The organism is Kitasatospora sp. NPDC057015 (assembly GCF_042673745.1).
Classification (GTDB): domain Bacteria; phylum Actinomycetota; class Actinomycetes; order Streptomycetales; family Streptomycetaceae; genus Kitasatospora.
On sequence record NZ_JBHUSG010000059.1, the window covers coordinates 25,494 to 39,828 of the forward strand.

At 72.4% G+C, this 14,335-nt stretch carries 13 protein-coding genes; 9 read left to right on the forward strand and 4 right to left on the reverse strand.

The window, feature by feature from the left end; translation table 11 throughout:
• Window positions 1–291: 291 nt before the first annotated feature.
• Window positions 292–1,065: a FadR/GntR family transcriptional regulator gene (locus ACFTWP_RS36085; RefSeq protein ID WP_380269293.1), complete on the reverse strand. Its 774-nt coding sequence runs from the start codon at window positions 1,063–1,065 to the stop codon at window positions 292–294.
• A gap of 191 nt (window positions 1,066–1,256) precedes the next feature.
• Here ACFTWP_RS36085 and ACFTWP_RS36090 point away from each other — a divergent pair, with 191 nt between their 5' ends.
• The 6 genes from ACFTWP_RS36090 to ACFTWP_RS36115 all read left to right on the forward strand — a co-directional run bounded on the left by ACFTWP_RS36090 (window position 1,257) and on the right by ACFTWP_RS36115 (window position 7,177).
• Complete coding sequence (locus ACFTWP_RS36090) at window positions 1,257–2,099, forward strand: fumarylacetoacetate hydrolase family protein (protein ID WP_380269294.1); 843 nt, start codon at window positions 1,257–1,259, stop codon at window positions 2,097–2,099.
• Window positions 2,100–2,206: 107 nt separating this feature from the next.
• On the forward strand, window positions 2,207–3,133 hold the full coding sequence (locus ACFTWP_RS36095; protein ID WP_380269295.1) for a VOC family protein: 927 nt from the start codon (window positions 2,207–2,209) through the stop codon (window positions 3,131–3,133).
• Between the two features lie 4 nt (window positions 3,134–3,137).
• On the forward strand, window positions 3,138–4,760 hold the full coding sequence (locus ACFTWP_RS36100; RefSeq protein WP_380269296.1) for a bifunctional 3-(3-hydroxy-phenyl)propionate/3-hydroxycinnamic acid hydroxylase: 1,623 nt from the start codon (window positions 3,138–3,140) through the stop codon (window positions 4,758–4,760).
• 133 nt (window positions 4,761–4,893) lie between these two features.
• Window positions 4,894–5,724 carry an alpha/beta hydrolase family protein gene (locus ACFTWP_RS36105; protein ID WP_380269297.1) on the forward strand — a complete coding sequence of 277 codons (831 nt, stop codon included), beginning with the start codon at window positions 4,894–4,896 and terminating at the stop codon, window positions 5,722–5,724.
• A gap of 14 nt (window positions 5,725–5,738) precedes the next feature.
• The gene (locus tag ACFTWP_RS36110) at window positions 5,739–6,515 is read left to right on the forward strand and encodes a CoA transferase subunit A (protein ID WP_380269298.1); all 777 of its coding nucleotides are present in this window, start codon (window positions 5,739–5,741) and stop codon (window positions 6,513–6,515) included.
• Window positions 6,515–7,177, forward strand: coding sequence for a CoA transferase subunit B (locus tag ACFTWP_RS36115; RefSeq protein WP_380269299.1), 663 nt, complete (start codon window positions 6,515–6,517; stop codon window positions 7,175–7,177). Before ACFTWP_RS36110 ends, ACFTWP_RS36115 begins: the two co-directional genes overlap by 1 nt.
• Window positions 7,178–7,603: 426 nt before the next feature.
• Here ACFTWP_RS36115 and ACFTWP_RS36120 read toward each other — a convergent pair whose 3' ends face one another.
• Entirely contained in the window at window positions 7,604–8,227 is a 624-nt protein-coding gene (locus ACFTWP_RS36120) for a histidine phosphatase family protein (protein ID WP_380269300.1), read from the reverse strand.
• A 106-nt stretch (window positions 8,228–8,333) separates the two neighbouring features.
• Window positions 8,334–8,693 (reverse strand): UBP-type zinc finger domain-containing protein, encoded by a 360-nt coding sequence (locus ACFTWP_RS36125; RefSeq protein WP_380269301.1) that lies wholly within the window; start codon window positions 8,691–8,693, stop codon window positions 8,334–8,336.
• A 311-nt stretch (window positions 8,694–9,004) separates the two neighbouring features.
• Here ACFTWP_RS36125 and ACFTWP_RS36130 point away from each other — a divergent pair, with 311 nt between their 5' ends.
• From ACFTWP_RS36130 to ACFTWP_RS36140, 3 genes are all read left to right on the forward strand, one after another.
• On the forward strand, window positions 9,005–9,865 hold the full coding sequence (locus tag ACFTWP_RS36130; protein WP_380269302.1) for an NAD(+)/NADH kinase: 861 nt from the start codon (window positions 9,005–9,007) through the stop codon (window positions 9,863–9,865).
• A 208-nt stretch (window positions 9,866–10,073) separates the two neighbouring features.
• A complete protein-coding gene (locus tag ACFTWP_RS36135) occupies window positions 10,074–11,096 on the forward strand; it encodes a substrate-binding domain-containing protein (RefSeq protein ID WP_380269303.1) in 1,023 nt (340 codons plus the stop codon).
• A 189-nt stretch (window positions 11,097–11,285) separates the two neighbouring features.
• Entirely contained in the window at window positions 11,286–11,573 is a 288-nt protein-coding gene (locus ACFTWP_RS36140) for a hypothetical protein (RefSeq protein WP_380269304.1), read from the forward strand.
• 208 nt (window positions 11,574–11,781) lie between these two features.
• Here ACFTWP_RS36140 and ACFTWP_RS36145 read toward each other — a convergent pair whose 3' ends face one another.
• Window positions 11,782–14,259: an OmpL47-type beta-barrel domain-containing protein gene (locus ACFTWP_RS36145; protein WP_380269306.1), complete on the reverse strand. Its 2,478-nt coding sequence runs from the start codon at window positions 14,257–14,259 to the stop codon at window positions 11,782–11,784.
• Window positions 14,260–14,335: the final 76 nt, after the last annotated feature.

Below are 14,335 nucleotides of genomic sequence, written 5' to 3' on the forward strand. Positions count from 1 at the left end.
AGCTGGAGAGGCCAGGGCGGCCGTGCGGGCGGTGTTCGTGCTCCGGTTCACGGCTCCCTGGGAGCGGCGGGCTCGGCAGGTGCCACATGTGTACGGCACCGGCTTTCGCCGGGTCAATGGATGTTTCGAAAGTGAGTCATAGATTCGAATCATCGCGGAGCGGCGCGGCGGCGCTCTTCCGGGGTCGCGGCGGACGGCGCCGGGGAACGCGTGGGGCCCGTCCGCGGGTCACCGCCCCGCCCCGGACCGGGCGGAGCCTGCGCCGGACGGGCCCGGTGGCCTGCGGAGACGTCAGATCAGCGGGCTCGCGGCGGTGTCGCCGGGGGCGGCACTGGTGCTGTGCTCGGCGATCAGGCGCAGCGCGGCTTCGCGGTCACGGCGGTCGAGGGCGTCGACGAGGTCGCTGTGGAGGCGGTGCCGCTCGGCGATGTACTCGGCGAGGGGGCGCTCGCCGAGCGGCAGCACGGAGAGGGTGTGCGACTCGATGAGGTCGAGCAGGTTGCTGTAGAGGGAGCGCAGCAGGGCGTTCGGGCTGATCTCGGCGATGCGGCCGTGCAGGCGCCAGTTGGCGTGGACGAAGGCGACCGGGTCGCCGGCCGCGGCGGCCTCGGCCATGACGGCGATGTGCCCGCGCAGGTCGGCGATGTCGGCCGGGGAGGCGTGCCAGAGGGCGTCCTCGACGAGGAGCGGGTCGAGGGCGTCGCGGATGCGGACGGCGTTGGCGACGTCGCCCTCCTGGGCGTCGAGGGCGAGGACGGAGTTGCCGAGCCGGACCATCGGGGAGGGCGCGGCGCTGAAGAGTCCGCCGCCGGGGCCGGGGCGCACGGTGACGAGGCCGCGGGCCTGGAGCAGGCGTAGGGTTTCGTTGAAGGTGCCGACCGAGACGCCGCACAGGGTGCGGAGTTCCTCCTTGGTGCCGAGCCGGGTGCCGGGTGGCGCGGCGGCGACGAGTCCGGCGATCCGGTCGGCGGCGTGCTCGGCGCGACTGGCGGCGGCGGAGCGGGCGGCGGGCGCCGCCGGGGCGCTGTGCAGCACGCTCGGCGTGCGGTCCTGGGCGGCTGCCACGGGCACTCCTCTCAAGGTTCGAACCAATTCATCATGCAGGTTACCGGCTGATACCTCTTGACGCCCCGGATCAGCGGGCGCAATATCAACGTAATCATCATGGTGAATAGCTCGGAGCCGGTACGTCCGGCTCGCGTCCCGCCCGCCCCGCGCGGTCGAGCCACCCCGCCCCAGCACTTCGGGAGCCTCCCTTGCGTATCGCCAACCTCAGCGGCCGCCTCGCCCTGATCGCCGACGGCCGCGCGGTCGACGTCGAGCAGGCCAGCGCCGGCCGCTTCTCCGCCGACCCGCAGGCCGTCTACGAGCGGTGGGAGGAGTTCCGCGGCTGGGCCGCGCAGGCCGAGCTGCCCGAGGGCGCCGCCTTCGACGTCGCGGACCTCGGCTCCCCCGCCCCCGCCCCGCGCCAGTTGCTCGCCGTCGGCCTCAACTACCGCGACCACGCCTCCGAGTCCGGCTTCGCCGCCCCCGAGGGCCTGCCGCCGGTCTTCACCAAGTTCGCCACCAGCATCACCGGCCCCGTCACCGACGTCGCCCTGCCCGAGGGCGGCCACACCGACTGGGAGGTCGAGCTGGTCGCCGTCATCGGCACCCGCGCCGAGAACACCTCCGAGGCAGCCGCCTGGGGCCACGTCGCCGGCCTCGCCGTCGGCCAGGACCTCTCCGAGCGCATCACCCAACTCGCTGGCCCGATCCCGCAGTTCAGCCTCGGAAAGTCCTACCCGGGCTTCACCCCGATCGGCCCGTGGCTGGTCACCCCCGACGAGTTCGAGAACCCCGACGACCTCGAACTGCGCGCCACCATCGACGGCGAGGAGGTCCAGAAGGGCCGCACCCGCGACCTCATCTTCTCCCTCCCCGCCCTGATCGCCGGCCTCTCGGCCGTCGTCCCGCTGCTCCCCGGAGACGTCGTCTTCACCGGCACCCCGGCCGGCGTCGGCCTCGGCCGCGACCCCCAGCGCTGGCTGAAGCCCGGCGAGGAGCTGGTCAGCACCATCGAGGGCATCGGCGAGCTGCGCCAGCGCTTCACCGCCTGAGACCGACCGGCGAACACCGCCGCGGGCCCGGCGGGCGCCGCCCCCGCCCGCCGGGCCGCCCCCACCCCGTCATCCTGCCGCCAGGCTCCGCCCGAGGAGTACCCCCCATGGCACTGCACCGTCTGACCTCCATCACGATGGGGGTCCCCAACGTCGGTGAAACCACCGCCTACTACGCCGACTTCGGCCTCGCCCCCGAGAGCGACGGCTGGTTCGCCAGCCGCGACGGCGGCCGCCAGCTGCGCATCGTCCACGCCCCGACCCGCCGCCTGGTCGAAGTCCGGGTCGGGGTCGACCACCCCGACGACCTCGCCGCCGCCGCGGCCCGCCTGCACCGCCTGGACGTCCCCGTCGAGCGCACCCCCGGCACCCTCACCGCCTACGACCGGCCCACCGGCGTACGCGCCGTCCTGGAGATCGCCCCCCGCCTCGTCCAGGACCCGGCCACCGCCACCGCCTACAACGGCCCCGGCCGCACCGAGCGGGCCGGCTCCCGCGCCCCCGGCATCCTGCGCACCGGCCGTGTCCGCCCCCGCAAGCTCGGCCACGCCGTCGTCGGCACCACCGACTTCGAGACGACCACCGCCTTCTTCCACGACGGCCTCGGCTTCAAGACCTCCGACCACATCAAGGGCCACGGCGCGTTCCTGCGCTGCTCCACCGACCACCACAACATCCTGGTGCTGGCCTCGCCGGTCACCTACCTGCACCACACCTCCTGGCAGGTCGACGACGTCGACGAGGTCGGCCGCGGCGCCTCCGCGATGCTCGCGGAGCACCCCGAACGCCACGTCTGGGGCCTGGGCCGCCACCACGCCGGCTCCAACTTCTTCTGGTACCTCAAGGACCCGGCCGGCAACTTCGCCGAGTACTACTCCGACATGGACTGCATCGTCGAGGACCAGCTGTGGACCCCGGAGGTGCTGGAAGGCGCCAAGGGCCTGTTCAGCTGGGGCCCGCCACCGCCGCCGTCCTTCCTGGCCCCCGAAGACCTCGCCGCCCTGATGACCGGCGCCCACAGCCAGGCCGGGTGAACCCGTGACCCCACCCGCCGAACCCCCCGTCCGGGACGTCGCCGTCGTCGGCTTCGGCCCCGTCGGCCAGCTCCTGTCCCTGCTCCTCGCCCGCGCCGGCCACGACGTCGTCGTCCTGGAGCGCTGGCCCGAGCCCTACGACCTGCCGCGCGCCGTCCACTTCGACCACGAGATCGGCCGGATCTTCCAGGCCGCCGGCATCGGCGAGAGCGTCCGGGCGGTCACCGACCCCGTCCCCGACCACTACGAGTGGCGCAACCGGGACGGCGCACCCCTCGTCCGCATCGACTGGTCGGGCACCGGGCCCTCCGGCTGGCCCACCGCCAGCTTCTTCTCCCAACCCGAGCTGGAGTCCGTCCTCTCCGCCGCCGCCCTGCTGGAGGACGGCGTCACCCTGCACCGCGGCCACCAGGTCGTCGACCTCACGGAGGCCGACGACCACGTCCGCCTCACCACCCGCACCCAGGACGGCACCGAACACGCCTTCCGGGCCCGGTACGTCATCGGTGCCGACGGTGCCAACAGCTTCGTCCGCTCCCGGATGCGCAGCTCCGTCACCGACCTCGGCTTCTTCTACGACTGGCTGATCGTCGACACGATCCCGGCCGAGCAGGAGACCTGGTCGCCGATGAACTGGCAGCTCTGCGACCCCGCCCGTCCGACGACCGTCGTCTCCGGCGGCCCCGGCCGGCGCCGATGGGAGTTCCTGCGCCTGCCGGGCGAGAGCGTCGAGGATCTCAACACCCCTGAGCGGGCCTGGGAGTTGCTCGCCCCCTGGGGCCGCACCCCCGACAACACCGGGATCGAACGGCACGTCGTCTACACCTTCCAGGCGCGCTGGGTCGAACAGTGGCGCGAGGGCCGCCTGCTGCTCGCCGGCGACGCCGCCCACCAGATGCCGCCGTTCGCCGGGCAGGGCATGTGCTCCGGCCTGCGCGACGCGATGAACCTCGCCTGGAAGCTCAGCCTCGTCCTGCGCGGCGTCTCGGCCCCCGAGCTGCTCGACAGCTACACCAGCGAGCGCAGCGAGCACGTCCAACACGCCATCGGCATGTCGATGGCCCTCGGACAGGTGATCTGCGTCCTCGATCCCCGGCAGGCCGCCGACCGCGACGCCCGCATGATCGCCACCGGCGCGGACCCCGCGCTCGCCCTTCCAGCGATGCCCCCGCCCGTCCTCGGCGACGGGGTGCTCCAACGGCGGCCCGACGGCACCCGCAGCCCGGCGGTCGGCCATCTCACTCCCCAGTACCGCCTCACCCACCGGGGCCGCACCGCCCTGCTCGACGACCTCACCGGCGGCGGCTTCACCGTCCTCACCGACGGCGCCCGCCATCGCACCCCCCTCGACGACGCCGACCGGCAGCTGCTGGACACCCTCGGCGCCACCCTCGTCCCGCTCTACTCCGCCGACGACGCCGACGCCCCCGACGACGCGTTCCTGGACACCGACGGCGGCTACCTGGCGCACCTGCGCGAACGCCACCACCTCGCCGCGGTCGTCCGCCCCGACTTCTACCTGTTCGGCGCCGCCGGCGATGCGGCCGAACTGCACCGGCTGCTCGGCCAGCTCCGCGACGGGCTGCACCACCACGCCCCCCTCGCCGCCGCGGCCGTACCCCGGTAGCGGCAGCCGCGCTCGTGCCGGCACACCGGCGGCACGCCCCCCGGCGGGCCGGGCCACCGCTGCACCCCTGGACAGCGCGCACCGGCGGCCCGGCCCGCCCCCACCCGCAACCACTCACCCTCCCGAGGACCAGATGCAGACCACCGCGGACCCCGACGCACACCCGACAGCCGCCCGGGCGCGCGTCGAGCACGACATCCTCCGCGCCCCGCGTGACGGCACCCTCCCCACCGTCGACCTCCACCTGCCGTCCGGCGGCACCTCGCGGCCCCCACTGGTCATCGACGTCTCCGGCTACGCCCGGCCCCGGCGCCCCGCCCTCACCCCGTGGGCGCCCGAACTGGCCGCCCACGGCATCGCCGTGGCCGCCGTCCAGCACCGCCACACCGCCCGGCACGACCACGCGCTGCGCGACCTGCGCGCCCTCGTCCGTCTGCTCCGGACGACCGCCGCCGCGTTCGGCCCCGCCACCGAGCGGATCGGCCTGTTCGGCCGCGCCGACGCCGCCTACCTCGCCGCTCTCGCCGCCTACAGCACGGTCGACCCCCGCGCCCAGGTCCAGGCGCTGGCCGGCGTCGGCGGCACCTGGGGAATGGAAGCCGCCCCGGACACCGACGCCCGCCCCGCCGCCAGGAGACCGAGGCGCAGCGCCGATGCCGACGTGCTCCACCAGGTCTGCGAAGTGGCCCTCGCCACCGGCAACGACGTACCGCTGCTCGTGGTGGGCACCACCGACGACCCGACCGCGCCGGCCGAGCACGGCGTCCGCTTCGCCCAGGTGGTCACCGCGGCCGGCGGACGGGCCTCCGTCCTGCTGCTCGACGGGACCGGGCACGGCGGCGCGGACCTGGATCCCGCCCTGTCCGCCGGAGCCGTGGCCGGCTTCTTCCACCGCACCCTGCACACCGCACTCCAGGCGACTCCCCACGCCCACCACGGCTCCCCGACGCCGACCACCCGATGACCGAAAGGCCTCCCATGGACAAGACCGTGACCTCCGCCGCACAGGCGGTGGCCGACATCGGGGACGGCGCCTCACTGGCCGTCGGCGGCTTCGGCCTGTGCGGCATCCCGAGCGTGCTCATCGACGCACTGCACGCCCGTGGCGCCGCCGCACTGGAGATCGTCTCCAACAACTGCGGCGTCGACGGCGCCGGCCTCGGCGTCCTGCTCGCCGCCGACCGGATCGCCCGGGTCACCGGCTCCTACGTGGGCGAGAACAAGGAGTTCGCCCGCCGCTACCTGACCGGCGAACTGGAGGTCGAACTCGTCCCGCAGGGCACCCTCGCGGAGCGGATGCGCGCCGGCGGCTGCGGCATCCCCGCCTTCTACACCCCGGCCGGCGTCGGCACCCAGGTCGCCGAGGGCGGCCTCCCCTGGCGCCACTCCCCCGACGGCGGCGTCGCCCTCGCCTCCCCGCCCAAGGAGGTCCGTGCGTTCGACGGCACCGAGTACGTCCTGGAGCACGGCATCACCTGCGACTTCGCCCTGGTCCGGGCCGCCCGCGGCGACCGCCACGGCAACCTGGTCTTCAACAGGTCGGCCCGCAACTTCAACGTCCTCGCCGCCATGGCGGGCCGGATCACCATCGCCGAGGTCGAGGAAGTGGTGGAAGCCGGCGACCTCGACCCCGACCACATCCACCTGCCCGGCGTCTTCGTCCAGCACGTCCTGCCGCTGACCCCCGCCGAGGCGACCGCCAAGAACATCGAGCGGCGCACGGTCTCCGCGCCCACCACGGAGGTGCACGTCTGATGCCCTGGACCCGCGACCAGATGGCCGCCCGCGCGGCCGCCGAACTCACCGACGGAACCTACGTCAACCTCGGCATCGGCCTGCCCACCCTCATCCCCAACCACCTGCCGGACGGCGTCCACGTCGTCCTGCAGTCGGAGAACGGCATCCTCGGCACCGGTCCCTACCCCGCCGACCACGAGGTCGACCCCGACCTGATCAACGCCGGAAAGGAGACCGTCACCGTCCTGCCCGGCGCCTCCTTCTTCGACTCCGCGCTCTCCTTCGGCATGATCCGCGGCGGCCACATCGACACCGCCGTCCTCGGCGCCATGCAGGTCTCCGCCCACGGCGACCTCGCCAACTGGATGATCCCCGGCAGGATGGTCAAGGGCATGGGCGGCGCCATGGACCTCGTCCACGGCGCACGCCGCGTCATCGTCCTCATGGAACACACCGCCAAGGACGGCACCCCCAAGATCGTCCGGACCTGCACCCTGCCGCTCACCGGCAGGGCCTGCGTCCACCGCGTCATCACCGACCTCGCCGTCCTCGACGTCACCCCCGACGGCCTCGTCCTCGTCGAGACCGCCCCCGGCGTCACCACCGAGGACGTCCTGACCAGCACGGACGCACCCGTGCGTACCGCCCCGGCCGCCGTGGCGCCGACTGCTGCCGCCTGACCCACCCCACCCGGCCGGTCCGGCGACGCAGGCGACACAGCAGTCACGCCGTCGGATCCGCCCCTCCCGCTCCACCCCGGCCGCACCGTCCATCCGAGGTTGCCCTGCCTCGCGGCCGGGGTGGACACCACGCCGGTGCGGGCCTGGCCGCACCCGCCGCCCACGGGCACCTGCGCCTCGTGCTCTCCCGCCACGACCGCATACCCACGCCGGCGAATCACCCGACTCACCGACCGGCCAGCCGGCCGGCCCGCCGGACGCCAGGCCTCGCCCGGGCCGTGACCCGACTGAACCTGACCATGGCCGCCGGTCGACCATGACCGCCGGCCTTCCAACAGCGCGGCTTCGCCGACCGCCTGAGGTCGCCGTCGTCTGTCGACAGGCAGCCGCTCCCGCGACAGATCGACAGCGGTGCGCCCACCGGCCTCAGACGTGGAGCTCCGGCGGGAAGCCGGTCCAGCGCAGCTCGACGGGGAGGTGACCGGTGTCGTTGAAGAGAAGGACCGCCGGGGGCCGGTCGGTTGCGTAGCGGATGACCGTCAGGGCCGCGTTGGCGTGGTTGATGCCCAGCCACCGCCACTTCGGCGCGTCGAGGGCGGCCCGCACGAGCCAGCCGACCAGGAAGTTGTGGGTGACGACGAGCTCGTGGCGCGGCTCGTCGCCGACCACGGGCCCGGTGAAGTCCGCCAGCGCCGCCGCCGCGAGCCCGGGGCCCCGCTCGCGCTCCTCAGCCGTGAACTGGTCCAGGAACCCGATCCAGGCATCGGCTGCCACCGGCGGCAGCTCCTCACGTGTCGGCAGGTAGGGGACGTAGTCGCCGGCCGCTTCGGAGCGATGACGGGGGACGCCGCGGAGCCGTTCACCGACCAACCGAGCAGTCTGTTCGGCACGGGCGAGAGGCCCGTGGTGGATCGCCGCCAGCGGCACCCCGCGCAGTCGCTCCCCCAGCAAGGCCGCCTGCCGACGGCCCGCGTCCGTCAGCTCGCTTTCGTCCGACGACGCCTCGCCGTGGCGGGCGAGATAGAGGTAGCGGGCGGACGTTGCGGTCATGGGCGCATCCTTCAGCACGGTCGATCCTGCGGACTCGTGGAGGGACGCCGACCCCCGCGGTCCGGTTCCACGACGGTGGAGTCGAAGACCAAGCAGGATCAGCGCGTCAGTGCAGGTGCGATTGCCAGTCGGCAGGGACCTTGCCGCGCGGTCCGGGAGTCGGCTGCGAAGCCGGGTGCGCGGCGGGCGCCGCCAGCTCAGGCCCCTCGTAGTACTGCTCGGTCTCCGTGTTCCACAGCCACTCCTCACCGGGCTCGAAGCTGGCCAGGAACGGGTGCCCCGCCTCCCGGGCATGCCGCGTGCCGTGCTGTGCGGGTGAGGAGTCGCAGCATCCGATGTGCCCGCACGCGGCGCAGCGTCGCAGGTGGAACCACCACCCTGGCCCGTCCCCCGCCAGGCACTCCACGCACCCGTCTCCGCTCGGCTTCACCGAGGGATCGATCCCCTGGACTGGGCTGTCAGCCATCGGGCATGCCTCTCGACGAGGGTTCGGCCCGGGCACCGTTTCGGCACGGGCACCGGTTCGGCACGGCGGCGCCGAAGCGTCGGACCGTCTGTGCCAGTTCCAACCAGCCCGCTCGCACGAAGATTCCGTGACGAGCTGCAGTGGAAAGGCCCGGTCGTGCACGGTCCTGTCATACCGGGACCGGCCGTGCCGCCGGGGAGCAAGGCGGCCCGACGTGATCACGAAGGCCCCGCGGTGACCTTGAAGGTCGCGACCGGCTGTGCGTGACTGGAGGGAGCAAGGGTGATCCGGCCGACATCGAGGTGCCCGGGATGGGATTCATCGGCACAGTGGGACTGGTTCTCCACCCGGAGCGCACCTGTGCGCCCACCGTGGAGGCCGTGGTGCGTTGGAGCCGGGCCCGGGGCACGAAGGTCCTGGGGCTGGCGGCGGAGGTGGCCAGGATCGGCTGCGAGGCCATTCCGGTGGAGGCCGAGGAGATGGCCGGCAGCGCCGACCTGATGATCAGCCTCGGCGGGGACGGCACCATGCTGCGCGCCATGCGGCTCGCCACCGGAGGCCACGCACCGGTGCTGGGCGTCAATGTCGGACGGCTCGGCTTCCTCGCCGAGGTCGACATCCCGGAGCTCCCCGCCGCACTGGACGCCATCGACGCCCGCCGCTTCACCGTGGAGGCCCGCTCCGGCGTCCGCGCCCGCTTCGGGGACTCCGAGGAGACGGCCCTGAACGACGTCGTGCTCCTGCGCAGCCCGGGGCACAAGTCCGCGGCGGTCGCCGTACGGGTCCAGGGCGAGCCCTTCGTGTCCTACACCGCCGACGCGGTCGTCGTCGCCACGCCGACCGGCTCCACGGCGTACAGCTTCTCCGCCGGCGGGCCGATCGTCTCCCCCAACGCGGAGGGTCTGCTGATCACTCCGGTGGCTCCGCATGCCGCCTTCAACCGCTCGGTGTTCCTCTCCAGCGGCGAGCGGCTCGATCTGGAGGTCCTGCCGCACAGCGGCGACCTCGCCGTCGAGGCCGACGGACTCCTGGTCGGCCGTGTCTCACCGGGCAGCGGCGTCGAGGTGACCATGCTGCCCGGCGCCGCACGCGTCGTACGACTCGGCCACACCACGTTCTACCAGCGGGCCCAACGCAAACTCCGGCTCACCGGCTCGGCGGAGCACGGCTGACGCCGCGATCCCGCCGACAGGGCGGGCCGGGACCAACGGCGTCAACGGGGCGGCGAACGGGGTGACAGTGCGCCGGAACCGGCGGGTGAACGCTTCCGAAAGAACCTCAAGTCACTGGTGGGTCAGGGGAGTTGCCGGGTTGCCGGACGACTGGCCGGTACCCAGGATGGGGCCCGCTCCGTCCGCTCCGCCTGGGAGGGCCTCCGCCATGCGAATACTCACCGCCCGCGCACTCACCACGGTCACCGCGGCACTCTGCGCGTCCGCACTGCTCGCGCCGGCCGCCGTCGCCGACCCCCCGGTGCTGCCCGCCGCCGTCGACCTGGTCGGCGTCGGCACCGACACCACCGAGGACTTCATGAACCAGACCTCGGCCGACTACGACGCGGCGGCCTCCGCCGGGCTGCCCAGGCTGTACAGCTGGGACGCCTACGCCTCGCCCCTCGTGATAACCCCCAAGACCGGCGCGATCAGCATCCTGCGTCCGTACAGCGGCGGCGCCGGCGTCAGCGCGCTGGCCAACAACACGACCGCCACCGTGGACTACGCCCGCACCGCCCGCGCGCCCCAGCCCGGCGACCCGATCGGCCTGTCGTTCATCCCGTTCGCCAAGGACGCCGTCACCTGGTCCGCCAAGTTCGGCGGCCACGCTCCCGCCAACCTCACCACCACCGACCTGCGCGCCATCTACAACTGCGCCGTCACCAACTGGAACCAGATCACCGACGTGGCGGGCTACTCCGGCCCCAACGCCCTCATCAAGCCCTTCCTGCCCCCGGCGAACTCCGACACCCGGTCCTCCTTCCTGAAGGCCATCGGCGTGACCACCGTGGGTTCCTGCGTCGTCTCCGGGCCCCAGGCCGACCGCGGCACCGACCCGGCGCTCGACAACCCCGACGCCGTGTTCCCCTACTCCGTGGGCACCTACATCGCCCAGGTCCACCGCGGCCACGGCAGCGCCACCGAGACCCCCGGCCCGCTCACCGTACGCAACGTCAACGGCATCGCCCCGATCACCAGCGGCCAGGACATCACCCCCGCCCTCGCCGCCGGCCTGTACGGCAGGCTGCTGTACCACGCGGTGCGGACCAGCGAGTACGTGGCCAGCAACGCCCACGCCACCGCCCTGAAGAGCGTCTTCGGCCCCCAGGGCTGGATCTGCAACCACCCGCTGGTGATCGACGACTACGGGTTCATCCCGGGCTGCCCCGGCGTGATCATCACCACCTGACCAGGGACCGGGCGGGATTCCCGACCCGGAAGCCCGGGACACCGCACCCCAGGTCCGTGAGCGGGGCAGGAGGGTGTCAACGGGCCGGCACGTGGCCCGGGGTGCGGCCCGGGGCGACGGTGGCAACGGCCGCCGAGCTGCGAGACCATGGTTCTGGGGCTCAACACACTCATCACCGGGAAACGAGCCATGAAGACCAAGCCCGCATGTGGGCCGCAGCGCGACCCCGAATTCTTCGAAGAGATCGACAAGGTGTTCGCCAGGTACCCCGAGGCTGCCGACAGGTACTCGGTGAACTGTCTGCGGATGGAGACCGTACTCCTGAAGATCGATTTCAAGAAGCAGGTCGGCGTCTCACACATCGAGGACGGCCGGATCATCACCGAGTTCTACGACCGCGAAGACGACATCGTCCGCCACACCTCCTGCTGCCAGTACACACACGACTACGAGTGCGTGAGACTGTGCCAGGAATGACGGAGCCCGCTCCGGCCAGACCGGGCGCCCGCTCGTCCAGGCGAAGGGGATTCAGTTCACCGGGTGTCGGATCGGCAGCGAACCGGTCGCCGCGGGAGACCTGACCACCAGACAGAGTCCCAACCGGCACGACCGGGACCGCAGAAGCCCTGACCAGCCCGAACGAGGCGTGTCACGGGCCGGGAATCCGGGGTCCGCGCTCGTCGGGTCACGGTTCGTTCCGGACGACGACGAGGTCGATGCCGGGCCCCGGGGTCTCGACGTTTCCGGCCACGTCCGTGGCGGCGGACGTCACCCGGTAGATACCGATGTCCGAGGGCGGCCGCACCCGCCAGGTGCAGCTGTGCAGCGTCGGATCGGCGCAGCTCGGGGTCGCTCGCTCGACGATCGTCGGGCCCGGGACCTTGGAGGTGAAGGTGACGTCGACGTGATCGACGCCCGAGCCCGGGTCGCTGGCCGTTCCGGTGACGTACTGGTCGTCGAGCGGGCCGCCCGGCGGGCGGGCGACGAAGATCGTACCCGATGAGGTGGTGATCTTCGAGCCCGGTGGCGCCTTGTCCAGCCGCACGGTCAGGGTCCGATCCGCCTCGACGTTGCCGGCCCGGTCGGTGGCGTGGAAGGTGATCACCGTCTCACCCTCCTGGCTGATCGTCAGTTCGGCCGTGTCGCCCGCAACGGTGGTGCTCGGCGTGCTCTGGGCGTTCGTCGTGCGGTAGGTGATGCTCGCCGCCCCGCTCAGGTCGTCGGTGGCGGTGAGGGTGACCGTGCCGTTCGCGTTGATCCAGCCGGCCGGATTGGGCTGGGGGTTGAGGACGGCCGTGGTGACCGGCGGCTCGCGGTCGATGCGCACCGGGAGGGTTCCGGTGGGCTCCGTGTTCTGCGCCCGGTCGACGGATCGGTACGACAGGGTGTGACTGCCGGGGCTGTCGAGGCGGATCGGTCCGCTGTACGCGGTCCAGCCGGCTCCGTCGACGTCGTACTCGGTCCTGGCCACGCCGCTGAGGTCGTCCGTGGCACCCAGCGTGACGGTGACGGCGGTGGCGTGCCACCCGCTGTCGTTCGAAGGAGGATCGGCGACGGCCGTGGTGACCGGGTCGGTCGTGTCCAGTGGCTCGACCTGCTTGGCGGGGTCTTCGTTGAACTCCTCGAGTTCCTGCGGCTCCGGCGTCCCCGGCATGCTGAGGCCTCCGACCGAACCGCCGGTCAGCTTGAGGTGTGCCCAGTCGTCGTATCCGACGATGATGGTCAGACTGCCGTCCCCGTCGATGTCGGCGGAGACGGTTCCGCTGTCCTGGGTGCCGTTGCAGTTCCAGTCGACGTAGTTGTCGAGGCCGACGTGCACCGCAGTGACGTAGGAGCGGCCGCAGTAGCGGGTGACGTCGTACCGCAGGGACGACCCGGTGGGTGGCACGGCGCTCTCGTCGAGGTGGTTCTCGTCGAGGGTGGTCGCCACCCGCGAGTAGTCCGCGTACCGGGAGGTCCCGTACGGGATGCCGTCCTTGGAGTACGCGACGTTCATGACGCTGAAGTACTGGGGTTTGTGGTCCGGATGCCTCTCGAAGCCGCCGTGGTCGAGGCCCAGGTTGTGGCCGAGTTCGTGCATGAAGACGGTGGCCTGGTCGTCCGGCAGGCCGACCTGCTGGTACAACCCGCCGAGGCTGAGGATGAAGTCGCTGCTGCCGTGGGAGGTGATCCCGAGAACGCCGCTGTCCGCGATCTGGTGCGCGGACAGCGCGTAGTGGAACACCGGGAAGCGGCCGGACCCGACGACTCCGCCGGGCCGCTTCTTGATGTCGTCGAATTCGCCGAAGTCGTAGCCGCTGTCGTGGTCGGGGTTGCAGCTGCCGTCGCCGTTGCAGTTGCCGAGGTGGGTGTACTCCGTGACCGCTCGTGCCCGGCTCAGGGCGCCCCAGGTGCGGCCGGTGGCGAAGTCGAGGATGCTGTCCGGCCCCTGGTCGATGTGCAGGTCGATGCCGGGGCGGGCGGCTCCCCGTCGTTGGAAGGGCGCGTTGGCAAAGGCGTCGACGACCTTCTTGATCGCTTCGGGGTCCAGCTTGTGGCTGTGGGCGCTGTTCACCATCCAGTCGAGTTGGACGAAGATGTCGGGCCGGTCGACGTCGGCGCCCATGGCCGGCAGGTCGACGAACTGCGGTCCACTGCCGTCGCCCGGATCGACCGTCACGCCGTGCAGCTTCCAGTCGTCGGGGATCCCGTCGCACATCCTGGAGTTGCAGTCGAAGGTGTAGGAGACGGTGGCGTGATCGCCGTCCCCGCCGCTACGGGAGATCACGTAGCCGTTCGGCAGCGACTCCTCGTAGCTCTGGGAGCCGGTGGCGGAGTTGTCCCAGTGCACCCGGAGATTGGGGCCCGCGTCGTGCTCCACCCGGTAGAAGGCCGAGCCCTCGACACCCGTCCCGATCCCGCAGGACACCGACTTCCAGAGCACCGTCCGGCCCGGCTCGATCCGCTCCGGCGGCTCGGTCTCCCAGCACCCGTGGTCGAGGTAGTGATCGGTCAGGATCAGCGGCAGATCACTGTTGTTGGCCAGCACCACCGAGGTGGTGCGGAAGTCCTTCAGGGCCACGGCCGGCGATGCCATGCCGATCCACAGCAGCAGCACCGCCAGCACCGCCAGGGCCGTGCCGGTCCGCGGTCGCCGCGGGCCCATGCCGTCACCCGGTCTCATCCCGTACCACCCGTCGCCGTGTTCGACCCGCCCCGGTTCACCCTCACCTTGCAGTGGCCGGCCGGCTGCTGTGCCC